Consider the following 24,554-nt stretch of genomic DNA (forward strand, 5'->3'; position numbering starts at 1 on the left):
TATCTACGATATTGCCACCTTGTTCATACTTAGGTTTATCTTCTTCTGTATCTTCCTCGAATGATTGATTGCCAATATTTTGACCACCTTCGTAACCTAATTCACTCTTAATATCAACATGACTGTTTTCTTCAATTTCTTCAACGATGCCATAGTTACCATGACCGTTTTCAGTACCTAAACCAGAATGAGAAATATGCTGGTTATTTTCAGTAATTTCTTCGATTGGACCTTGAGCTTGACCATGTTCTTCAGGTAATTCATCCACTAGTTCGATAAGATTACTTTCAGTTGTATATTCTTTCGTATCTTCAACTGTTGTATGATCGCTAATAGCTCCAGTTACAATACCTTTTGTAGACTCTTCATCAAATTCTAATAAGTTAGATTCAGTTGTTACTTGACCTCCACCTGGATTTGTATCCTCTTCATATTCAACAACATCAGCATGATGTTTAGAATTTTCGTGAGTAGATTCTTCAAAATCAATCGGATTCGATTCTTCAGATGATTCAGTGTATCCTCCAACGTGACCCGCTTCGCTATCTACAGCAGTATGGTAATCGATATCAATAGCTGATGAATCCGTTTCTTCTATTGTTTCAATGTATCCATCAACATATCCACCTTCACCATCTATAGCTGTGTGGTAATCAATGTCAAGAGTTGATGAATCATATTCCTCTTCAACAGTAGTTACTAAATTCTTATCGTATTGACCTGTAATAACTCCATTTCCATATTCTTCATCAAATGTCATATTATTCGATTCTGTTATTGTTCCATTCGTTCCATCACCTTTTGCTTTGTTACTATATAAAACTAATCCATTATCCCATGTAAGTTGGTATCCCAAATGAGTATAGTAGTATTTATACTGCTGTTCTGGATATCCAAACATATGCGTTCTAAAATTCACTTGATCTGAACCACTTAAGTATTCACCATCATAGTGTATAACATAACTTTTTTCTAATTTCTCAATGTCTAATTTATAACTTCCATTATTTTCTACTTTTAATTTATCTTTCATTTCCTGAGTTACATCTTTAAACATTGTAGAGTCTGATATGTTTGCATATACACTTTCTGGCAATTCTTTAGCATCCTTTAAGACTTCATATACTTTTACAGTAGGAGCATTTCCATTTGCTTTGCTACCTTGAGTTAGTGTACCAGTAATTGAAACGCTATCTGATTTATGCCCATTTTGTGGTTTTATGTAAGCAACATGAGTGAATTTATTGTTCCCTTTATCGAAAGTTTCAATAGATCCATTTACATTAGCATAACTATTACTTACACCTGGATTATATTGAATTGGCAATGTGGTTCTTGTTTCCTTATCATTCAACGTTGAAGTTATTATTTGTTGTCCATTGCTTTGTACAGTTTTAGGGTCAATAAATAAATTGATTTCTAAATCAGCAGTCACATTTACTTTATAATCAATATAATCTGTAAATGTATACCTAATTTTCCCATTTCCAAGAAGTTGACCTGTAGCCATTACCACCGTACCGTTTTTAATATCAGGCACTTTTCTCGCTGTTGATACACCATGTGTGTTGACATTATTAGACAAAGTGAAATCAAAATAATCATCTTTATGTAAACCTTTTTCGAATTTCAATTTGTACTTCAATACGACACGTTGACCAGCATGTGGCTCTACTTTATTTCCTTGAGGTGCCTCAATTGAACCACTTTCTACTGTAACTTTACTTGTCACATCTGTACCTTTAATTTCTGAAGCGTCCTTAGCTTCCGCTACGTCTGTTGATCTTGTCACACGTGGTTTACTTTCTGATACAGTTCTTGGCTGTGCCACTTCTACTTGGGGTTCTGTCCCTTGATTTTGTGTAACCTTTTTAGGTGTTAAATCTACTTGTCTTTGATCTCCGCTATTTTCTTGAGATCGTGCTGTTTCCTTAACTTGAGGTTGCACTTCTTCCTTAACTACCTCTTCTTTAACTGTTTCTACATTTGTTGATTGTACTTTTTGTGGTGCTTGTGATGTTTGTGGTGCCTCTACCGCTTGTGGTGCTGCTTCTGCTGTTACTTGTGTTGCATTTGATGGTTGTTCTGTTGATGTCGCACTATACGTTTGTGTTTCATCTATATTATTAACATTGTTTGTAGTTGTTTGTTTTGATTTATTTTCAGTAGCTGAATTCCCATTTTCTTCTACTGTTGTATTTTGTTCTGATGCCGCTGCTTCTTTATCTTGCCCCATTCCAACAACGATCATTGTTCCTAAAAATACTGATGCTGCGCCCAATTTATGTTTCCTAATGCCGTACCTAAGACTGTTTTTCACTATAATAATCTCCCTTTAAATGTAAAATTCATTAATTTTTTCAATTCAATAAATGCAATTCTATATTGTTCGGTTTTTAAAAGCAATGCAAAAACTCAAGTTAATAAAAAGTTAAGATTGTCATTAATTTTATGTTAATTAGGAATTTTATCATTTGGAAAACTACTATAAATTGCACGCAAATCATCTTGAACCCTTGAAACACAAGGCTTGTATTTTTTATACTAACTTTTTAAATTAAATTCATTATTATCTAATTTAAAACAATATACTAAACACTTCCCAAATATCGTCTGTACGATGCTCGATAAATCACATAATGAAAAGCCTTTCATTTCACCAAAATAGCTAATATACTTTTTATATCGTTCGGTTTTTAACTATTTCAGCTGATTTTCTCCATAAAAATAAACGTGTTTTAAGACAATCTACTATAATCGTCTAAAAACACGTCTACTTAATATTTAGTTAAACAAATAAGCTAATGAATAAAATGAAGATGATACCTGAAACGGAAATAATCGTTTCTAATAATGACCATGTCAGGAATGTTTCTTTTACAGTTAAACCGAAATATTCTTTAAACATCCAAAATCCTGCATCGTTCACATGAGACAAAATCACACTACCTGCACCAATCGCAAGTACGACTAATGCTACATTTACATCTGAAGATTGTAATAATGGTAGGACAATACCTGTAGTTGAAATCGCAGCTACTGTAGCCGAACCTAATGCGATACGTAGTACGGCTGCAACAATCCACGCTAGTAAAATCGGCGACATTTCTGTGCCTTCAAACATTTTAGCAATGGTATTACCGACACCACCGTCGATTAATACTTGTTTAAAAGTACCGCCACCGCCAATAATCAATAACATCATTCCGATTGGATAAATCGCATTCGTCACTGATTCCATAATATGATTCATCTTACGTTTTCTCATCAAGCCCATAGTTACGATTGCAAACAATACTGCAATAAGCATGGCTGTTCCTGCTGTCCCTACCATATAAATAATAGATTCAAATAGATTTGTAGGTTTGGCATTCCCTGTCACAAGTTGCGTAATTGTAGATATCAACATCAATATTACTGGTAGTGTTGCCGTTAATAAGCTCATGCCAAATCCTGGCATCTCTTGGTCTGTAAATTCTTTTTGTGCACCTAACGCTGAAATATCTCCTTCTCTTGTGTATGCAGACGGAATCATTTTTTGTGCGACTTTATTGAAAATCGGACCTGCAATGAGTGTAACTGGAATGGCAATAATCATACCATATAATAATACTTCACCAACATTTGCCTTTAATTCTTTAGCGATAACAACTGGACCTGGATGCGGTGGTAAAAAGCCATGTGTTACTGACAAAGCTGTTACCATAGGTAGTCCAAGCTTTAATACTGAAACATTTGCACGTTTCGCTACTGTAAATACTAATGGTATTAGTAAAACTAAACCGACTTCGAAGAACAAAGCAATACCAACGACAAACGCTGCGACCAGCATCGCCCATTGCACATGTTTTTGACCAAATTTTTGAATCAAAGTGTCTGCAATTCGTGTTGCACCGCCACCGTCAGCAAGTAATTTCCCAAGTATAGCACCTAACCCGAATATCAGTGCGATATGACCAAGCGTACTGCCCATCCCTTTCTCAATTGTTTCCATAATTTTAGTTAGAGGTATCCCAAGCATTAACGCTGTAATCATTGAGGTAATGATTAATGATATAAATGTGTTTAGTTTAAATCCGATAATTAATACTAATAAAATGATGATTCCTAATACTACACTGATTAAAGGCCATATTTCGTTGAACATGACATTCCCCTCTTTCTCTTTTCAATAGAATGTAATACCGTCGTCGCGCAAGTATTCTACATAATATGTAGTAGTCATGTCACAACAACGAATCTAAGATGCTCGAGTTACATAGTTATTGCGTTTTATTTTCAGCTATATGTTGACGTTGAAAATCTGCAATTTGTTCATAATTCTCTGTTAAAGAACGACTTAAATTGATGAAAACAGCTACGAGTTCTTGGTAAATTGCTGCATTTTCTTCAATCGGCGTGTGATTGTGTGTAGCCCCAACCATAGATGAAACTATTGAAAAATCTTCAATTTCACCTATAGCTTTAAGTCCGAGTACGCACGCTCCTAAACATGAACTTTCATAACTTTCTGGGACTACTAATTGTGTATCAAAGATATCTGCCATCATTTGGCGCCACACTCCACTTTTCGCAAAACCACCTGTTGCTTTAATCATCTTAGGCGTTTCATTCATCACTTCAACTAACGCAAGGTAAACAGTATATAAATTGTAAAGTACACCTTCTAATGCCGCGCGAATCATATGCTCTTTTTTATGCGATAAAGTTAAACCGAAAAACGAGCCTCTCGCATCTGCATTCCAGAGTGGTGCACGTTCACCAGCTAAATATGGGTGGAAAATTAAACCATCAGCACCTGGTTTGATGCGTTTAGCAATTTGAGTTAAAACGTCATATGGATCTACTCCTAAGCGTTTCGCAGTTTCAACTTCACTCGCTAGTAACTCATCACGCAACCATCTCAATACGACACCACCATTATTTACTGGCCCACCAATGACATAGTGGTCTTCTGTTAAGACATAACAAAATATTCTTCCTTTATAATCTGTACGTGGTTTATCTATCACTGTTCGAATCGCACCAGATGTACCGATAGTGACAGCGACTTCTCCTTTGCCAACACTATTGACACCCAAATTAGAAAGCACACCATCGCTAGCACCAATGACAAAAGGCGTATCTTCATTAAGCCCCATTAATGTTGCGTAACGTTTTTTCATGCCTTTCATCACATAAGTTGTTGGTACTATTTCTGGTAACATTTCCTTGGAAATACCCAGCAGTTCTAATGCACCAACATCCCAATCTAATGTTTCTAAATTAAACATCCCTGTGGCAGAGGCCATTGAATAATCTATGATATATGTATCAAACAAATGATAGAAAATGTATGTTTTAATATCTGCAAACATTGCTGTACGTTGAAACACATCTTGCCATTCATGTTTCATCCAAAAAATTTTCGCTAAAGGCGACATTGGATGGATTGGTGTGCCTGTTCGCTGATAAATTGCATTGCCATCATGCACATCATTAATTAGTGTCGCATATTTTGCAGCTCGATTATCTGCCCAAGTTATATTATTTGTTAACCTTTGATGTTGTTCATCCATTGCAATTAAACTATGCATTTGAGCACTAAATGACACAAACTTAATGTCATCTTTACTAACTTTGGATTCTCTCATAACATATTTAATAGTCATTAGTACTGCATCAAATAATTCATCTGGATTTTCTTCAGAGATATCAACATTCGGGGTGTACAAATCATACCCGATTTGATGTTTCATGATAAATATTCCTTTTTCATCATATAAGACCGATTTGGTACTCGTCGTTCCTATATCGACTCCAATCATGTATTTCATTGCAAATCCTTCTTTCTTTTCATTTTAATTCAACCAAAATCCTTCGACATCTTTACCAACATCGTCGAAATTAAGATGAAATGCTTCTTTTAAAATTTGACTATCATATTGTTCTACCGCATCAATAAAAACTTGATGATTATGGTGAATACGTTCGAAATCTTGTGGATTCTGTTGCATGCGTTGATGCATTGATGTTAAAACTAGTGACATCATCACAGGTTTTAGATGATTCCAAAATGAATTTAAATATTGATGATTCGCTGCTTTAATTAATGTTTCATGAAATTCAAAGTCATGCTTAGTAAACGATTCTGCATCTTCAAACTTTACTGCCACTTTCATCATTTCAAGTTGTTTTTTCATTTCTTTGACGATAGGTTGTTGATCTTGATTTTTAATTCGTGAAAATGCAAATGACTCTAGCATCAGTCGCAAATCATACATTTCTTTCTTTTCTTGCTCCCCAAAGGGCAACACGTGTGCACCCATTCTTTCTAATTGAATGAGTTGATTTTGTTGCAATAATTTAAATGCATCTCGAATTGGTGAACGGCTTACATTAAATTGCTTTGCCATTTGGTTTTCAGTGAGTAACGTGCCTTCAGCAATTTGACCATTCACAATACCTAGGCGTAATTCTGCCGCGATACCTTCTCCAGTTGTCATCCCTTCCAACCATTTCTGTGGATATCCATACGTCATCAAGTTCCCTCCTTTACAACGCTCCATACTTGTATACAAGTATGTTAATATAGTTATTATGAGTTTGCAAGCGCTTTCTTGAAAATGTATAAAAAGTGACCACCCCTTTATTATTAGCGTCTCAAAGGTGATGATCACTGTTACATAAATGATTTAATTGTAGTTTATACTTGTGATGTGTAGAAAGTTTCTGAGTTCGAATGTGTTTTTGGCACTTCAATACAATAGTGCGTTTCATGACAGTTAGGACATTCGAATCGACGTGTTGTCGCTGTATGCTTAGCTTTGATAACTTGCCATAAAGATGGTGAGAATACATGTTGGCAGCTAGGACATAAATAGGCGACCTTACGTTGGTAATATAAAGTAATGCCAATACCGTATCCAATCATAAACGGCAACGCAATTATAAACGGCCATTTGTTTTTCATTAAGAGCGCACTAATAATGCTTGAATATTGAATAACTCCCATAATACCAGCACTAATCCATATGCTACGACGAATACTTTTCATTTCAACAGATTTACTCATGACATTTTCTATGTCTTTAAGATGTGATATTGGAGATTTCGACTCATCACTTACATAATGTTGAATATTACTAATTTTGTTTAACACCGTTTGTTGTTGCTTAATTTGTCGTTCAATTTCTTGTTGTTTAAGTACGAGCAAAGCATTAAGCGTCTTCAGTTTACTGTCGCCTTTTAACAACATATCTATATCACTTAATGCACAACCTAACTCTTTAAGTAATAAGATTAACTCTAATGTTTGTCGTTGCTCTTCTGTATAAAGACGACGATTTCCTTCTGTAAATCTTGCTGGTTTCAAAATACCTTTACGATCATAATATTGAATTGTTCGTGTTGTTACATTACATAACTTTGCGAGTTCTCCAGTTGAATAGTTAGACATAGATTTCCACCTCCTAACCTCAACATATGTGATGACCTTACGTCACAAGCAAGTACTTTTTCTATATTTTATTATTTTTTAGAATTTTATTATTCAAAGCATTTCATTTATTGTCATTTTGACTTAGTAACTTTAAATTTAGCAACGTTGTGACTATTATTTAAATATCGCGCACTTACTTTAATCCGTGATTTCAGAATGAATTTGTTGTAACTTGTTTTCAACATCAGTAATTTCAGTCGCACATTCTTTTAATAAATCTCTATATTTTTCAGTTTCAGCATTATTTTTATAACGCATCTTGTGTTCTAAGCTTGCCCACATATCCATCCCAATCGTTCTAATTTGTATTTCTACTGGCAATATTTCAACACGTTCTGCTAAAAATACTGGAATCGACACAACAATGTGTAAACTGCGATAGCCATTTTCTTTAGGATGCTCAATATAATCTTTACGTTTTATTAATTGAACGTCTTCTTGTTTCAAAAGCATTTCTTCAATTAAATACACATCTTCTAAGTAGTTACAGACAACACGAATACCTGCGATATCCATAATATGTTCTTTAGCCGCATGCGCACTTATCTGTAATCCTTTCCGATTTAGCTTTTCAATTAAACTACGCATTTCTTTAACACGTCGTTCCATATGATGGATAGGATTATGTTTATAAATATGGTTAAAATTATCATCTAAAATACTTAACTTTGTACTAATTTCTTTTAGGGCTGATGAATAAATATGATCTAATTCTACAAAACCTAATAATGTATCAAACGCTTCATCACCATTTTCAAATTTACTTAAACTATTTTTAAAATCATGTCGCAAATCTTCTAAATATAATGATGGTTTTCGATCTACATACATTTATATTTACCTCCGAAATTTAATCACCTTTATTGTACCTGACATTTTATTAAGATAATACTAATACCCTATCGTACTTTTGGCCGACTCAAAAAAATCCTTTAATACTTCTTTGTAAAAAATACACGAACGATTTATGTATAACTCAAATTGTTAAAACTTTGAAGCAATCAATTCAGAAAATAACCATTGATTGTTTGCCCTCTAACACTTTGGAACATAGTAAAAAACACCTGTTACCTTCATATAGGCACAAGTGTTTAATTGATTGAAATATTATAAGTCTTTAAATGATCCCACAGCTTTTGCATGTGGACCATCAATAATTGACTCTCTTTGGCGAACGCCACTACTTTCACTTTCATTTGGTTCAATATTAAATTTTGACTTATTTTGATTTGATACTTCTTGAATACGTTTTTCATTATCAGTTGTTGCATCTTCACTATCCACCTCTGTTTTTTCCATTGTTGCTGTATGGAATTGTACGATGTTTTCTTCTTCTAATGCTTTGATTTCTTCTTTCGATAGCGTTCGATACCAATCTTTTGCTTTTTTCGTTGCGATAGGAATAACATCTTTTTCAAGATATCCTTCTCTCAACATTGCATTCGCAATTTCTATCGCTTTTTCTCGTTTTAATGTTTCAAATTCCTTCCATTTTTCGGGGTAACCTTTCAATGTACAGGGCATTTCCTAAACCTCCAATATGTTATAATTCATGTTATATACCACCATAATTATAAAATGAAACATATTAAACACAATTTTTTTAGACTTCCTTCACAATAACCTCAGACAAACGTGAGACTGACATACTAAATTCACAGTTCAAACTACTTTTCATTTACTTCTATACTACTTTCTTGAATATGCATTAATGCTGTTTGAATATAATTGTATTGTGGCAAATCTGATAAAGTTTTAATCGTTAAGTTCTCTTGTAATTCAAAATGCTTCGCAATATTTTCGAACACAACTAAATACGTACCCATTAATTGTTCATCTATCGTATAACGCGACTCGTTTGTCATTGCTCTATTTAACATAAAACTTATTTCTTCAATTGCAAATATACTCGGATAATAATTTCGAACTATAGTTTTATTACTGAATAATTCACCACATGCAGCATGATAAACTTGCGTCATATTATTTAATTTCACCGATAAGTTTATTGCCTCATTTTTCAAATAAGCCTCATCTTTATATTTATTTTCAGAGAACAAATAATGAAAAATTGTTGCTTCTTTACGGATTACTTCAGCCATTACAGTTGGAAGCAGTACTGATGCAGTACGTTGACCAAGAACAAATAAGCCTATAATAGCTATGATGATTCCTATCGTTACATCTGTCATTCGTGGAAAGGCTATATCAATAGATAAATTTCTTGATGCCAAACCATTCATTAATATAACTTGGATAGTAATAAAGACTACAGCTATTGCGTAGTTCGCAGCAACTAATGCTTCAGTAAATAAAGCGGCAACACCCATAAGTACAACTGCAACTGGTGTTGGTATTGAAATGAATAATATGATTGAAAGCACTAATACACCAAACATTGTTCCTAGACCTCGTGCCATACCTCTTTCAATCGCATGAACTGTCGAAGTACCTAACAATACCGTATGTGTAGATAACGGTATCCAATACGCTTTGTCGAAATCGAACATCAGTGCAATAAATATTGCCACCATCATAATGACGGCATATCGCAATGTATTACGAAAGACAATAGAGTCTAATGTTAAATTTTGATAAATTCGTTTACTATAAAGCGGCTTATGAATATCTGCTTCATATTCAATACGTTCAGAATTTGCATGTGCTATTTCGTCAATTTTCAAAATGTGATTAAATAAATTTTCAAAATCATTCGTCACGGTAACTTCTTTACGCCAATAATCCATCTGTTGGTTAGGATTACTTAGTTGTTGAGTAATGTAATCCATCATTTCTATCAATTCAACCGGTAATGGTCTTATATTTTTAGCATTTAATTCCAACAATTCAGAGTAAATACCTTGTGCAGATGTATGCAACAATAGTAACTTTTGAAAGCGTGAGCTCAATTTTCCACTACTTGAATTTGAAGTAATCAATAATTTATCTGATGCTTTAAATACATTTACCGCTGAAGTAGCAACTTTTAAAAATTTATCTTTATCATTATAATGATGTAATAACTTCGAGATTAGCGTGAAATCATTTCGAATCGCTTGTTCTTCTGCTTTCGTTTTAGATAGGAAGATTGTTAGTAACACCATTAAAGTGGCTAAGATTCCACCTAAAATAATGGCAAAGCCTCTATACAATGCATCTTCTGGTGCTATCGGCAAATTAATAGGAAGACTAAATGTTACGATGAAAAATGTAGATGATGGTCCTGCAATTTTCAAAGCTGTAAAAATGTAAAAGGGAATAACCGTGACAATGAGCAAGGTCAAACCAAAAACTAATGGCGTTGTAGCCGTTAGTGTACCTAAAATCATACAAATGGCGAAGGCTAAATTACATATAATTACAGTTCTAATCTTTGATTTAGCAGACCCATTAAACACATAAATATGCGCCAATGTTCCGGTTGCAACAAGTAATCCAAATTGAAAATTACCACATAAATATCCAATTAAAGCAGGGATTATCATTAATAAACCTTGTCTTATCCCTTTATAAAAATCTAAGTTTTGTCGATTGATTTTAATAAGTGATGTCAAAAAGATGTCATTACGACGTCTCCTTCCATTGCGAAAATATTTCCATAATTTTTTATTAGTATACATAAATTTAATTCGCTACTATAAATTATAATTAAGCAGCATTTGCTATTATAACACCTTATACGTAATTATATAACTTTAAAAATCTTTTTAACGCATTTTAAATTAAATTCTAAAAATTTTGAAAAGGTGCATTTCATTCATAATTTGATGCGTGTTGCAGCCATCATATTGGTCTAGAACATTAAAAAGTGTAATCTATAGAGAATGCTTGAGATCGCTGTTAACGTTAATTTTCACATTAATTACTTAGAATTACAGTACTTTATTTCTTTAAAAAATGGTTCATGAACGTGTGAAGTAGATACAAAGATGTATTAACAAAAACTGGTATTAAGCAATATAAAATAATCACATAAAAATTACCATCCGCATGCCATATGAAAAAGTATAGGATAATTAAAAATACACTTGTAATTATTCCTAAAATAGGTAAACTTTTAATATATTTCTCTAAATTTTTGTTCATTCATGTCTCCTCCAAATGTTTATATATTTAAATTTAGATGTCGAATTATATACTTACACTTTGGAATTCACTCTAGTTCAATATATCATTATCACTGTAACAATGATCCATACAATTTGTAATGGATTCATATATCTATGCAAAATAGCATAACTTCACTTTTTACGTATTAAAAAAGCAATAAATCCCCATTAAATGAAGACTTATTGCTTGTTTAAATTATTTTTCTATTGCTTTATCATCACTAACAATTAAAGGTTGATCTGGTTTCACATAGAACCACATAATCACAGCGATTACTGCTGGAATGATTAACAATTGGAATGTCATTGTCCAACCTAAATGTTCTACGAATAAACCTGCTAATAACGGACTGATTAATGCACCTATATTACCCCATAAGTTCATCCATCCTGATACTGTACCAGAGAAGTTACGTCCTAAGTCAGTTGCTGCAGCCCAACTCATACCCATTGAAATACCGATACCACCAAGACCTAGTGATAACCAGAAAATACTTACATATAAATTTCCTGTATGTACAGCAAAGATAATTGAAACTGCAAATACAATAAATCCTGCGATTGCAATTACACCTCTAGCTACGAATTTTGAACGCCCTAATCCTAATACACGGTCAGAAATTGCACCTGCTGATAATATTAAGAAGAACATTAATAACCAAGGTAATGAACTAATGCCCATTTCTTTAAAGTTAACGTGGAATACTTCTGCTAAATACGTCGGTAACCAAATTAAGAATAATGTAATGATAAATTGTACAACAAAGTATTGAATTGCAATTGCATAGAAGCTAAAACGTTTAAAGAAATCATTCCATGGTGGTGATGACTTTTCAGTAGCTACGATATCACGATTTTCCATAATGAAACGTTTCTCCGCTTCGTTAACCATTCTATGTTGCTCAGGTAAGTCTTTGGCAATAATCGCCCATAATACAGCCATTAAAATCCCTATTGCACCAAAAATGTAGAATACTGCTTGCCAGTTAAATGCGTTAACAATAGCAATTGTAACTATTGGTGCTAATACCGGTCCGAAATATGACCCTGCTAATAATGCACTTGATGCTCTACCTTTTTCATTTTTAGAGAACCAAAATGAGTTAAACACAGCATTAGAAGGGTACATTGGCGCCTCACCCACACCAAATAAGAATCTCACTAAATAAATTAAACCGTGGTTCTTAATCATACCCGTTAAGATTGTAAATGCACTCCACCAAACTAATGCAATTGTAATCATCTTACGTGGACCGAATTTTTCAGCCAACATACCCGATGGTACTTGCATTAATGCATAACCTAGAGAGAAGAATGATGCCAATAAACCAAATTGTGGTTTGGTCATCCCTAAATCATCCATCATTTGTTTAGCGATATATGAAATGTTTGCTCTATCCATATACGCAATAACCCCAATAAAGAAGAACGCAAGCGCGAACATCCACCTTACGTTAGTTCGTTTTTCCTTCATAACTATTCCTACTTCCCTAATTAATTTTAAAAGCTTACCCTGAAACGTTAAAATTTTCGGACATCTGGCATGTCCACCCCTACTTTGTCACAAAATTGTACCAAAGTTATTTTTTATAATATTATCAGACATGGAAAGCGTTTACAATAGAATCTATAAAAATTTTATTAAATTCCGCTTAACTTTTGCTATTAAAACTATATAAAGAAACTTTTAGTTACATAGTAGCCTATCATTTGTTAATTAAAAATACTGCAACCATAGTGTTTTAAAACGTATATTGTAAGCTTTCTTACATTTTAGAGATTCATTATATATTGCATATAAATACATTAACCATTCATTGTGCAGCGCCGTTATTTAGATGATCATTTATTGACTTTTCGCTCTTATAGCAAGCAATTTTTTGATTTATTGCTTATAATACATTTTAAGACAAATGTTTGTTTCAACATCGCATGCGACATCATTAATTATTCATTTGAATTTATCCAGTTTCTATTTGTCTGCAATTGCTGAAAATTAAAGGAGCTTATTTTTAATAATGGAACAAATTATCACTGAATTTATTAGCCGTTTTGGGTATGCAGCCATTTTTATATTAATCTTATTAGAAAATGTACTACCTATCGTACCATCGGAAATTATTTTGACATTTGCTGGTCTAATGTCTGTTAAATCACATTTATCAATTTTAACTTTATTTATTATTGCAACTATCGCATCGTTTATAGGGCTGTTAATTTTATATTATATCTGCCGTTTGATTTCAGAAGAACGTCTATATCGTTTTATTGATCGACACGGTAAGTGGATTAAATTGAAAAGTAAGGATTTAAAGCGAGCAAATGATTGGTTTAAAAAGTATGGCGTATGGGCTGTATTTATCTGTCGTTTCATACCTGTATTACGTGTATTGATTACCATTCCAGCCGGTGTAAACCGCATGAATGTTGTGACATTTACCGTTATTTCATTAATAGGTACAACAATTTGGAATTTCGGTTTAATTTTACTAGGACGCACGTTGAGCGATAGCTTTGGTATGTTGATGGCTGGTCTTCATACATATTCACGTATTATGTATGTTGTCATCATTATCGCAGTCATTTACTTTGCTATACGTTACATCGGCAAACTTAAGAGAGTAAAATAATATTGTTGTTAGCATAATGGTATATTTTCAATTGCTATAAACAAAAAGCAGTAAAATCATTCCATCTATTGAAATGATTCACTGCTTTTTTAAGTTTATTTGGCAAACTTTAGCTGAAAGTCACCTGAAACGCTTTACGTTAAGAGCTATAATGAAATTTCCCATCAAAGTTCAGTTCCCTAAGTATGTATACATTCCGCAAACCCATTTCACAAATCCACCTATCATACAAACTATCATTTTAAATAAGCAGAATATATCCTGTCTTCCACACAAATTGTTTTCATCACTTTAATATGCCTACTATCCAAAAAAGTCACTCATAACAAATTGCGCATTTTATTAAATTTAGCAATGCCATTTGCATACTTTAAAAATGCTCATATTTGTATTAACTTTTTATATTATTAAAGTTTTTTAAATCTATATTTTAATAACTCTTGTCTTGTGATAAAATTAATTTTATATACAAAATTAGAAGATTCAGATTATTTAATTGTAAAGGAGATAGTGATATGGATGTTGTAACAGTCGAACATTTAACAAAGAAGATAGGAAATAAAACGATTCTTGAAGATATATCCTTAACGTTAAAACGTGGACACATTGTAGGTCTTGTTGGAGCGAATGGTGCAGGAAAAACAACTTTAATGAAAGTTATATTAGGTTACTCTAGTTTCCAAAGCGGGAATTTCAATGTTATTAAAAACCAGGACAGCAAAAGCAATATCGGTGCATTGATTGAAAATCCAGGAATATATCCTTTTATGTCTGGATATGAAAACTTGAAGTTATTGAACGAATCAAAAAACACTCAAGATATCGATAAAATTGTCTCACAACTTAATATGGATGAATACATTCATAAAAAAGCTAAAACGTATTCTCTTGGTATGAAACAAAAATTAGGAATTGCTATAGCATTTTTAAATGATCCTCAATTTGTTATCTTAGATGAACCAATGAACGGCTTAGATCCAAAAGCTGTGCGAGATGTACGTGAATTGATTGTCCAAAAAGCGCAAGAAGGTGTTACTTTCTTAATTTCGAGTCATATTTTAAGTGAATTGGTTAAAATTACAAACTCTATCCTTATTATCAACAAAGGTAAAATTGTAACAGAAACATCGGAAGAAGAACTTAAACAATTTAAAGATAATGATTTAGAAAATGTATTGCTAGACATCATAGAAAGGGAGGACCAAGCATAAAATGGGAACTTTAATTAAACAAGAATGTTTCAAATTATATAAGAAGAAATCAACTTTTATCGCACCTATTGTCTTTATTCTACTAATGGTTGCTCAAGGTTATATTGCTACGAAATACAATATCACGCCAAAGGAAAATTTCACATCTGGTTTTAATGGACTTGCATGGTTTTCATTTTTATTAATTATTCAAGCAAGTACAATTATTTCAATGGAATTTCATTACGGAACGATTAAAAATTTACTTTATCGTGAATATTCAAGAACAACTATGATTATTAGCAAAATCATCACATTATTTATTATTTCTTTAATTTATTTTGCTATTACAATTATCGCTTCAATTGGTATTGGGTCTTTATTCTTTAATGATTTAAATATATTTGAAAGTAGCGGGAATCAATTATCTTTATTTAATCAATTATTATTAGTTAGTTTAGGCACATTTGTTGGCGTTTGGTTAGTTTTAAGCTTAACGTTACTATTATCATGCGCAACAAATTCAACGGGCGTAGCCATTGCAGTAGGTATTGTTTTTTATTTTGCAAGTACTATATTAGCAGTAGTTCAAACGACACTTTTAGAAAAAATTGAATGGCTAAAGTGGAACCCTATTAATATGATGAATATTATGATTCAAACAGTTGAAAAAGGTTTTAGTAAGTCGACGAAATTAGAACTTCACGAATTGTTTATTGGTAATATTGCTTATATTTCTATTTTCTTAATCCTTGTAGTATTTATTTTCAAGAAGAAAAATGTATAGTAACTTAAAGTATTAGATGTCTAAACAGACACATATTCCATCGTATTCCAAAATCATTTTCAAATCCCTTCACCAAAATAATGGTGCGGGGATTTTTCATCCAAATTTTGGCAATTCCACATTTTACATATCGTAATTTTTTAGGAAACTTGTGAATATAACAAATCCCTCCTCTCATTTTCAAAATAAATATATCACTTCCCCACTTTTACTTAACTAAACTGCAACGGCTCTTAACACTAAAATTCTCAAAATCCTGCCCTCTATTTTTATCAATTCAAGCATACTTATTGAAAAATGTTAACGTTTTCTTGATAATCATTGTAAGCGCATTTATTTTATAAACTAACGTTTGAAATATACTACAGGAGTGACACGTAATGACTCAAATTACTGAAAAAGAATTAAAAAAGAAGTATTTAGATTTACTATCTCAAAATTTTGATACTCCAGAAAAACTTGCAACTGAAATTATCAATTTAGAATCAATTTTAGAATTACCTAAAGGTACGGAACATTTCGTCAGCGATTTACATGGTGAATATGAAGCTTTCCAACACGTATTACGCAACGGTTCTGGGAACGTGCGAGCGAAAATCAATGATATTTTCAAAGAGAGACTTTCAACTAAGGAGCTTAATGACTTAACTGCTCTTGTCTACTATCCAGAAGACAAATTAAAATTGATTAAAAGTGATTTCCAAAGTTGCGGTCAACTCAATGTCTGGTATATCACAACAATCGAACATTTAATTGAGTTGATTAAATATTGTTCTTCAAAATATACGCGTTCAAAACTGCGTAAAGCATTGCCAAAGCAATACGTTTATATTATTGAGGAACTACTGTATAAAAGTAATGAATATCAAAATAAAAAATCATATTACGAAACACTTGTTAACCAAGTAATTGAACTTAAACAGGCAGATGATTTAATTATAGGGCTTGCGTATTCTGTACAACGCTTAGTCGTCGATCATTTACACGTTGTCGGTGATATTTATGATCGTGGACCACAACCAGATAAAATTATGGATACACTGATTAATTATCATTCCCTAGATATTCAATGGGGTAATCATGATGTGCTTTGGGTTGGAGCCTATGCTGGGTCAAAAGTATGCTTAGCAAACTTACTTCGAATTTGTGCACGTTATGATAATTTAGATATTATCGAAGACGCTTATGGCATTAATTTAAGACCACTGCTTACTTTAGCTGAAAAATACTATGACGCAGATAATCCTGCTTTTAAACCTAAAAAAAGACCTGACAAACATGAACGTTTAACTCAACGTGAAGAAAGTCAAATTACTAAAATTCATCAAGCTATTGCGATGATTCAATTCAAGTTAGAAATACCAATTATTAAACGTCGTCCAAATTTCGAAATGGAAGAACGTCTTGTGCTTGAAAAGATTAATTATGATACAAATGAAATTACAGTTTATGGTAATACATACCCGTTGAAAGACACATGTTTCCAAACTATCAATCGTGATAATCCAGCAGAGTTACTACCTGAAGAAGAAGAAGTCATGAATAAACTATTATTGTCATTCCAACAATCTGAAAAATTACGTCGTCATATGTCTTTCTTGATGCGTAAAGGTTCTCTTTACTTACCATATAATGGCAATTTACTCATTCATGGTTGTATTCCAGTTGATGAAAATGGTGAGATGGAATCATTTGAAATTGATGGTCATACTTACAGCGGCCAAGAATTATTAGATGTGTTTGAGTATCATGTCCGTAAATCATTTGATGAAAAAGAAAATACTGATGACTTATCGACGGATTTAGTTTGGTATTTATGGACTGGGAAATATTCGTCATTATTTGGTAAACGTGCCATGACAACGTTTGAGCGATACTTTATTGCAGATAAAGCTTCTCATAAAGAAGAAAAAAATCCATACTATCATCTACGTGAAGATGTGAATATGGTACGTAAAATGCTCAGTGATTTTGGATTAAATGCAGATGAAGGTCGTATTATTAATGGTCACACACCAGTGAAAGAAATCAATGGCGAAGATCCTATCAAGGCTGATGGAAAGATGCTTGTCATTGATGGTGGCTTTTCAAAAGCTTATCAGTCAACAACTGGCATTGCAGGCTATACACTATTGTATAATTCATTCGGTATGCAACTCGTTGCACACCAACAATTTAACGCTAAAGAAAAAATACTTTCCGAAGGTATCGATGAACTTTCTATAAAGCGCGTCGTAGATAAAGAATTACAACGTAAGAAGATTCGTGACACCAATATTGGTAAAGATCTTCAAGCTCAAATAGATATTTTGAAAATGTTAATGCATGATCGTTACTTAGACTAAAAACGACAATTTATTGCATGTATCGTGCACTATTGTAGTGATGCGGTTTACGCATAGGCTACGCAAACGCGATGGTAAATAGGCGACCTAGCTACACCGAAAAAAATCCCCTCACTGCTCGCAATAGTGAGGGGATTGGTGTATCTATGCTAGTACCTTGTTAACTGTACTATAATATCTTTACAGCAAAAAAATGCAAAATCAACTAATAAACTAATAAAATGACCGATGCCCTCGCTTCTACTCCAATTTAACAAAATACTATATTAGTACTATATTTTTCATTAACATGTATGTTACATTTTCTATATTACTTAAAATTACGAAGGGACATTTTTAAATCATGCGTATCTTAAAAGAGTCCATTATTGTGGCATTTGCCTTTGTCGGTGTTGTCGTTGGTGCCGGCTTTGCTACTGGTCAAGAAATTTTCCAGTTTTTCACAAGTCATGGCGCGTATAGCATTTCAGGCATTATTGTGACAGGACTATTGATTACTTTAGGTGGAATGATTGTCATGCATACAGGTCATCATCTAAAGTCTAGAAATCATTCTGATTCAATTAACTATTTCTTATACCCCTCTATTGCAAGAGGTTTTGATATTATTTTGACAATGTTTATGTTGTCTCTAGCTATTATTATGACTGCAGGTGGCGCTTCAACCATTCATCAAAGTTTCAACTTACCGTATTGGCTGAGCGCACTCATCTTAGTCGCCTTTATTTTAGCAACACTGTTTCTAAAATTCGATCGTTTAATTGCTGTGCTTGGTGGAGTTACCCCATTTTTAATTGCGATTGTCATTATGATTGCGGTGTACTATTTCACAACGAGTCATCTTGATTTTACTGCCGCTAATAATGATGCTCAGATTCATAAGCAGAAATCATTATCACCTGGATGGTGGTTTGATGCTATAAATTATGCAAGCTTGCAAATTGCTGCTGCCTTCAGCTTCTTATCAGTGATGGGTAGCAAAGTTAAATATCGTGACTCAACCTTATACGGGGGCTTGATTGGCGGTTTAATCATTACATTTTTACTCATGATGATTAATCTAGGTTTAATTTCTCAATTCGATAAAATTAAACACGTTGATTTACCTACATTAAAATTAGCAACACAAATGTCTCCGTCAATTGGTATTATTATGTCTGTCATAATGATACTTGTTATCTACAATACTGTTGTTGGATTAATGTATGCATTTGCGTCACGTTTCAGCGTTCCATTTAGCAAACGTTACTTCATCATAATTATTACAATGGCTGTTATCACTTATATTAGTACATTTATCGGTTTCATTTCATTAATTGGAAAAGTATTCCCTATCATGGGATTATTCGGTTTCATCTTACTCATACCTGTAATCTATAAAGGGTTAATTAAGCGTATTACCAGCAAATCTCATATCGATTAAAATATCTATACCATTGTAAAATTCAGTACAGCCCATCAAAATCAAAAATACGGACAGATGAAAAGTAAAAATCTTTTCGATCTGTCCGCTTTTTATAGTATCGTTATTTCTCAAGTATTTGTTGACCAGCCGTTAATCCAGTTTCTGTAATTTCATGACCATTCACCCAAACTTCTTCGACTACTGCCCCACGTGTCTTAAACAAGTTAATGACTTGTTCACTTGCAGCTAATGGCACAATTGGATCATGTTTCCCCATAGAAAGCAACACACTTACATCTGATAAATCCTTTGTTGACGTTACTTCAACTGGGTATAACGGTGCATATAACAATGCTTTTTTAAATGGTGCTTCCGAACGCAACATTAAGTTAATCGCTATATTTGATCCATTTGAAAATCCAACAAGCACAGCTTTTTCAATATCAAAATCATAACGTTCAGCAGCTTCTTTAATGAACGCTAACAATTCTTGTCCACGAAATTCCAAATCTTCTTCATCATAAACACCTTCACCAAGACGTTTGAAATACCGGTTCATACCATTTTCTGAAACTTGTCCTCTAATACTTAACAAGTGATAATTTTCATTCAATGCTTCGCCTAATGGCAATAAATCGAATTCATCGCCACCTGTACCATGCAACAATATTAGCGTTGGCGCACCTTTTTGTCCTTCACGAAAAATATGTTCCATCACAAATCCTCCTCATTTCAATAAATCATGTTAACGCTTCGTATTAAATGGTCTTATTTCCGATTCTATATATTCTCTTTTATTTTCTAAAAATGGTGGCAACGATAAACCTTCACCTAATGTTTCATACGGTTCATCTTCCATAAATCCTGGTCCATCTGTTGAAATTTCTATTAAAATATGACCAACACGTGCATATAATGCTTCAAAATAGAAACGATTAACGATACCTGAATTATTAATACCTACCTCTTTGTATTTCGTTGCCCACGTATTTAATGCATCATGATTTTTCACACGAAATGACACATGATGTACCTCACCATAACCTTGACGAGCTGCTGGCCCTTTGTCATCCTTGATTAAGATTACTTGACCACCATTGCCGCCTTCACCAACTTCAAGTAATGCGACATTATCATCATGCTTAATAGTTGTCATACCGTAAACAGTCTCTAAAATATTTTTAAAGTCATCAAAATAACTTACTTTAATTTCAATGGGTCCTAATCCATAAATCGCTTTATCTTCTGGCACCGGTCCATTCTTCCATGGCACACCAGGTGCTACACCTTCATTTAACTCATCTGAAATTAATTGATACACTTGGCCATCTACTTCTTCAAATGGCAACACTTTTTTACCAAATAATTCTTGAATACCTTCGTGTTTGACACCAAACTCATCAAAGCGCTGTTCATAATATGTTAATGCTTCATCGTTAGGCACTCTAAAAGACGGTTTTGTAATAGAATTTGTACCAGCCTGACCTTTAGGAATATCTGGGAAATCGAAGAATGTCATATCTGTACCTGCTGAACCTACATCATCTGCAAAAAATGTATGATACGTATAAATATCATCTTGATTGACTGTCTTTTTAACTAAACGCATGCCTAATACTTCTGTAAAAAATTTATAATTACGTTCTGCATCATCTGTCATTGCAGTAACATGGTGAATACCTAATAGTTCATGATTATTTGTCATTTTATATACCCTCTTTGTCTTTTCAGTGTATTTATCTCGAAACCGAGATATTTTAATATAAATTTTTAGTGCACGCCTTACACTTCTGTAGATTGTGCACTTAGTTTCTTAAACGCTTGTTGTAACGTTGCAAGTTCATCCTCTGTTAACACATCAAATGCCTTTGTTAATGTCTTAGCATGCTTAGGGAAAATATCTGCCATTTGACTTTGACCTATTTCAGTTAAACTAGCCATGTATACACGTTTATCATCTTTGTCCTTTTCCCGTGTAATCCAACCTTTGTCCTCTAATTGACTTACAACATATGAAATACTGCTACTTGCAATTAATACGCGGTCTCTAATACGTTGAATTGGTTGTGGACCTTTGTTATAAAGCAACTCAAGCACTGCAAATTCAGTAATATTTAAGCCATATCGCTTTACGTCTTCTTTTGTAATTTGCTCTAATGTGTCTAACGCCCTATTCATTCCGACAAAGACATTGAGCGATTGTTTCGTTCGATCCATATGATCACCAACTTTTTCATTTTATTTCGATTTCGAGATAAATTATATAGCTGAATAGATTTAATGTCAAGATACGTGTTTTCATCTCTATTTCAAACTGCGCTTAATGAAAATAACTGCTTGTACAGAGGCAATGTCGTCACATGACTGTCATGCACCTTTGATTTCGTTTAAGTTAAAATAGAATAGGGAAATATTATAATCAATCATGATAGGAGTTGATATGTATGAGTAACCTTGAAATCAAACAAGGCGAGAACAAATTCTATATTGGTGATGATGAAAATAATGCTTTAGCTGAAATCACATACCGTTTTGTGGATAATAATGAAATTAACATTGATCATACAGGCGTATCTGATGAACTTGGTGGTCAAGGTGTTGGCAAAAAACTAGTTAAAGCAGTTGTTGAACACGCTCGAGAAAATAATTTGAAAATTATTGCCTCATGTTCATTTGCCAAACATATGTTAGAAAAAGAAGATTCATATCAAGATGTATATCTTGGTTAAATAAATTTTGCGATGGTACAACTGTGCCATCGCTTTTTTGTTCGCATCAATATAAAATTGCAAAACGACTAGTTATTTTGCATTTCAAACTTTATGCTATCAATTCATTTTCTTTTCTGGTATACTTTTTATACTAACTTATAGAAAAATAGAAAACGAGGCGATGCATAATGGCATTTCACGATAAAACAGCAACACAAGTGACAAACATTGAACTGAACGTAAGAGACTTAGAATTGATGACAACATTTTACAAAAACATTTTAGGACTATCCGTTAAAAGTTCTGACGATAACACAACCGTATTATCTGTTGGGACTGGTGGCCATACACTAACTTTGCATTTATTAGAAGACGGCCGTCAGACTTCCCCACGAGAAGCAGGACTATTTCATATAGCATTTTTATTACCAACTACTGAGGATTTAGCTAACTTCTTATATTTTGTGGCACAAAAACATATGGGCATCGGCGCTGGTGATCATTTAGTCAGTGAAGCTTTATATTTCAATGACCCCGAAGGTAATGGCATTGAAGTCTATCGCGATAGATCTTCATCTTCATGGGAATGGCAAAATGGCAAAGTTAAAATGGATACTTTAGAAGTTGATAGCCAAACCTTATTAACACATCGTACTGACGAAGGTTGGCAAGGAATGCCAGCAAAAGGCATGATTGGACACTTACATTTAAAAACACATGATTTGGACGCAGCATATCAATGTTACATTGAACAATTAGGATTCCAACATGTGTCTGATTTTCCACGAGCGCTATTTATGTCGACGAATCATTATCACCATCATATTGCTGCTAATACTTGGCAATCTAATCAAGCAAGACAAAACAATGCACAAAGTTATGGATTAACACATGTTGATATTTATCAACCCGACGCCTCAACACATACTTTTACGGCACCAGAAGGATTTGACATCACAGTTCATTCAAATACTGACCTTGTTCCAGAAAAATAGTCATCCATATTTTATTAATACAATTTTTTCACGCAAAAGCCTGCGATTCATTTATATGAACGCAGGCTTTTATTATTGCTATGTTTTAAAATTTATATATTTAAATATACTGTATACTAATTAGTCTCTAGGTCCAACCCATTCAATGACATCTTCATATGCTTGACGTGTTTTATTTTTCGGTGGATCTTGTTGTCTGTAACCAAATGCGACCATCACTGATAAACCAAATTGGTTAGTATCTAAGATTCCTTTATTCGCTAAAATATCTGTTACTGTATCCAGACTAAAACCTTCCATAGGACATGAATCTATACCTAACAATGCGGCTGTCGTCATCATATTGCCTAATGCGATATACGTTTGTTTACTTGACCAGTCATACAACGCTTGTTCATTATCACTAATATGGAAGTCCGCTTGGAAAGCATCGAATTTTTGTTCAACAGCTGGAATCGTTTCTGCTTCATATTTTTTAATATCTCGTAACATATGTTGTACATATGGTGATCTTGACGTTACATTTTTTCGCGCAAAAATTAACACAAAGTGGCTCGCTGTATCTAATTGTTTCGCTGCGCCCCAACTGTGTGCTTTTAATTCATCACGTAACGCTTGATCTTGAATCACGACAAACTTCCAAGGTTCTAACCCAAGAGAACTTGGAGACAATCTACCTGACTCTAATATTGTTTCAAAATCTTCTTTCGAAACTTTCTTTTGTGGATCAAATTGTTTTGTCGCATGTCTAAATTGAAATGCATCCATAATTGTTTGATTCATTTTGCTCATTGAACATAGCCTCCGATTTTTATATTTATTGCTATACAAATTATACTTCATGTTTTAAAAAGTCTAAAGTAATCCGTTTAAAATCTATTATAACTTGTGCACACGTTATA

At 33.2% G+C, this 24,554-nt stretch carries 21 protein-coding genes and 2 pseudogenes; 7 read left to right on the forward strand and 16 right to left on the reverse strand.

All coding sequences use genetic code 11. The features are described from left to right. From HMPREF3247_RS04825 to HMPREF3247_RS04875, 11 genes and pseudogenes are all read right to left on the reverse strand, one after another. A partial coding sequence (locus tag HMPREF3247_RS04825; RefSeq protein ID WP_257245480.1) for a fibrinogen-binding adhesin SdrG C-terminal domain-containing protein occupies nt 1–2,320 on the reverse strand: 2,320 nt, incomplete at its 3' end. Beyond that, nucleotides 2,304–2,406: pseudogene (locus tag HMPREF3247_RS04830) on the reverse strand (hypothetical protein). The gene HMPREF3247_RS04825 and the pseudogene HMPREF3247_RS04830, both read right to left, overlap by 17 nt. Nucleotides 2,407–2,788: 382 nt before the next feature. Continuing rightward, complete coding sequence (locus HMPREF3247_RS04835; protein ID WP_000481412.1) at nt 2,789–4,147, reverse strand: gluconate:H+ symporter; 1,359 nt, start codon at nt 4,145–4,147, stop codon at nt 2,789–2,791. A 115-nt stretch (nt 4,148–4,262) separates the two neighbouring features. Continuing rightward, nucleotides 4,263–5,816 (reverse strand): gluconokinase, encoded by a 1,554-nt coding sequence (gntK, locus tag HMPREF3247_RS04840; protein ID WP_000876636.1) that lies wholly within the window; start codon nt 5,814–5,816, stop codon nt 4,263–4,265. A gap of 24 nt (nt 5,817–5,840) precedes the next feature. Continuing rightward, nucleotides 5,841–6,521 carry a GntR family transcriptional regulator gene (locus tag HMPREF3247_RS04845; RefSeq protein ID WP_000220919.1) on the reverse strand — a complete coding sequence of 227 codons (681 nt, stop codon included), beginning with the start codon at nt 6,519–6,521 and terminating at the stop codon, nt 5,841–5,843. A 164-nt stretch (nt 6,522–6,685) separates the two neighbouring features. Beyond that, complete coding sequence (locus tag HMPREF3247_RS04850; protein WP_000073991.1) at nt 6,686–7,438, reverse strand: MerR family transcriptional regulator; 753 nt, start codon at nt 7,436–7,438, stop codon at nt 6,686–6,688. A 180-nt stretch (nt 7,439–7,618) separates the two neighbouring features. Next, the gene (locus HMPREF3247_RS04855; protein ID WP_000289142.1) at nt 7,619–8,311 is read right to left on the reverse strand and encodes a GTP pyrophosphokinase; all 693 of its coding nucleotides are present in this window, start codon (nt 8,309–8,311) and stop codon (nt 7,619–7,621) included. A gap of 276 nt (nt 8,312–8,587) precedes the next feature. Beyond that, nucleotides 8,588–9,004 carry a DUF2188 domain-containing protein gene (locus tag HMPREF3247_RS04860; protein ID WP_001112246.1) on the reverse strand — a complete coding sequence of 139 codons (417 nt, stop codon included), beginning with the start codon at nt 9,002–9,004 and terminating at the stop codon, nt 8,588–8,590. A 143-nt stretch (nt 9,005–9,147) separates the two neighbouring features. Then, nucleotides 9,148–10,965 carry an FUSC family protein gene (locus HMPREF3247_RS04865; RefSeq protein ID WP_025174382.1) on the reverse strand — a complete coding sequence of 606 codons (1,818 nt, stop codon included), beginning with the start codon at nt 10,963–10,965 and terminating at the stop codon, nt 9,148–9,150. Between the two features lie 397 nt (nt 10,966–11,362). Further along, nucleotides 11,363–11,566: a hypothetical protein gene (locus HMPREF3247_RS14935; protein ID WP_001038963.1), complete on the reverse strand. Its 204-nt coding sequence runs from the start codon at nt 11,564–11,566 to the stop codon at nt 11,363–11,365. Between the two features lie 219 nt (nt 11,567–11,785). Beyond that, on the reverse strand, nt 11,786–13,063 hold the full coding sequence (locus HMPREF3247_RS04875) for a pyruvate MFS transporter (protein WP_001566819.1): 1,278 nt from the start codon (nt 13,061–13,063) through the stop codon (nt 11,786–11,788). 544 nt (nt 13,064–13,607) lie between these two features. Between HMPREF3247_RS04875 and HMPREF3247_RS04880 the strand changes: the two genes are divergently transcribed. Continuing rightward, a complete protein-coding gene (locus HMPREF3247_RS04880; protein ID WP_000435041.1) occupies nt 13,608–14,219 on the forward strand; it encodes an undecaprenyl phosphate transporter UptA in 612 nt (203 codons plus the stop codon). 27 nt (nt 14,220–14,246) lie between these two features. Here HMPREF3247_RS04880 and HMPREF3247_RS15130 read toward each other — a convergent pair. Continuing rightward, nucleotides 14,247–14,325 (reverse strand): annotated as a pseudogene (locus HMPREF3247_RS15130) (hypothetical protein). Nucleotides 14,326–14,734: 409 nt separating this feature from the next. Here HMPREF3247_RS15130 and HMPREF3247_RS04885 point away from each other — a divergent pair. The 4 genes from HMPREF3247_RS04885 (at nt 14,735) to HMPREF3247_RS04905 (ending at nt 19,964) form a co-directional block, all read left to right on the forward strand. Beyond that, on the forward strand, nt 14,735–15,430 hold the full coding sequence (locus tag HMPREF3247_RS04885) for an ABC transporter ATP-binding protein (RefSeq protein WP_000383666.1): 696 nt from the start codon (nt 14,735–14,737) through the stop codon (nt 15,428–15,430). Nucleotide 15,431: 1 nt separating this feature from the next. After that, nucleotides 15,432–16,196 carry an ABC transporter permease gene (locus HMPREF3247_RS04890; protein WP_000536970.1) on the forward strand — a complete coding sequence of 255 codons (765 nt, stop codon included), beginning with the start codon at nt 15,432–15,434 and terminating at the stop codon, nt 16,194–16,196. A 380-nt stretch (nt 16,197–16,576) separates the two neighbouring features. Further along, on the forward strand, nt 16,577–18,541 hold the full coding sequence (locus HMPREF3247_RS04895; RefSeq protein WP_000192170.1) for a fructose-1,6-bisphosphatase: 1,965 nt from the start codon (nt 16,577–16,579) through the stop codon (nt 18,539–18,541). A gap of 343 nt (nt 18,542–18,884) precedes the next feature. Next, the gene (locus tag HMPREF3247_RS04905; protein ID WP_001566820.1) at nt 18,885–19,964 is read left to right on the forward strand and encodes a YkvI family membrane protein; all 1,080 of its coding nucleotides are present in this window, start codon (nt 18,885–18,887) and stop codon (nt 19,962–19,964) included. A gap of 103 nt (nt 19,965–20,067) precedes the next feature. On the opposite strand, the gene HMPREF3247_RS04910 is transcribed toward HMPREF3247_RS04905, so the two are convergent. From HMPREF3247_RS04910 to HMPREF3247_RS04920, 3 genes are all read right to left on the reverse strand, one after another. Next, nucleotides 20,068–20,661 (reverse strand): methylhydroquinone degradation carboxylesterase MhqD, encoded by a 594-nt coding sequence (locus tag HMPREF3247_RS04910; RefSeq protein WP_000400019.1) that lies wholly within the window; start codon nt 20,659–20,661, stop codon nt 20,068–20,070. Between the two features lie 30 nt (nt 20,662–20,691). After that, nucleotides 20,692–21,651 carry a ring-cleaving dioxygenase MhqE gene (locus HMPREF3247_RS04915; protein ID WP_000183730.1) on the reverse strand — a complete coding sequence of 320 codons (960 nt, stop codon included), beginning with the start codon at nt 21,649–21,651 and terminating at the stop codon, nt 20,692–20,694. 77 nt (nt 21,652–21,728) lie between these two features. Next, complete coding sequence (locus tag HMPREF3247_RS04920; RefSeq protein ID WP_000376240.1) at nt 21,729–22,163, reverse strand: MarR family transcriptional regulator MhqR; 435 nt, start codon at nt 22,161–22,163, stop codon at nt 21,729–21,731. A 227-nt stretch (nt 22,164–22,390) separates the two neighbouring features. On the opposite strand from HMPREF3247_RS04920, the gene HMPREF3247_RS04925 reads away from it, so the two are divergent. Further along, entirely contained in the window at nt 22,391–22,675 is a 285-nt protein-coding gene (locus tag HMPREF3247_RS04925) for a GNAT family N-acetyltransferase (RefSeq protein WP_000067117.1), read from the forward strand. Nucleotides 22,676–22,845: 170 nt separating this feature from the next. Continuing rightward, entirely contained in the window at nt 22,846–23,652 is an 807-nt protein-coding gene (locus tag HMPREF3247_RS04930; protein ID WP_000863979.1) for a VOC family protein, read from the forward strand. Between the two features lie 120 nt (nt 23,653–23,772). Here the strand turns inward: HMPREF3247_RS04930 and HMPREF3247_RS04935 are convergent, their stop codons facing one another. Next, entirely contained in the window at nt 23,773–24,444 is a 672-nt protein-coding gene (locus HMPREF3247_RS04935) for an NAD(P)H-dependent oxidoreductase (RefSeq protein WP_000041486.1), read from the reverse strand. Nucleotides 24,445–24,554 lie beyond the last annotated feature (110 nt).

It is taken from the genome of Staphylococcus sp. HMSC36A10, assembly GCF_001838845.1.
Taxonomy (GTDB): Bacteria; Bacillota; Bacilli; order Staphylococcales; family Staphylococcaceae; genus Staphylococcus; species Staphylococcus aureus.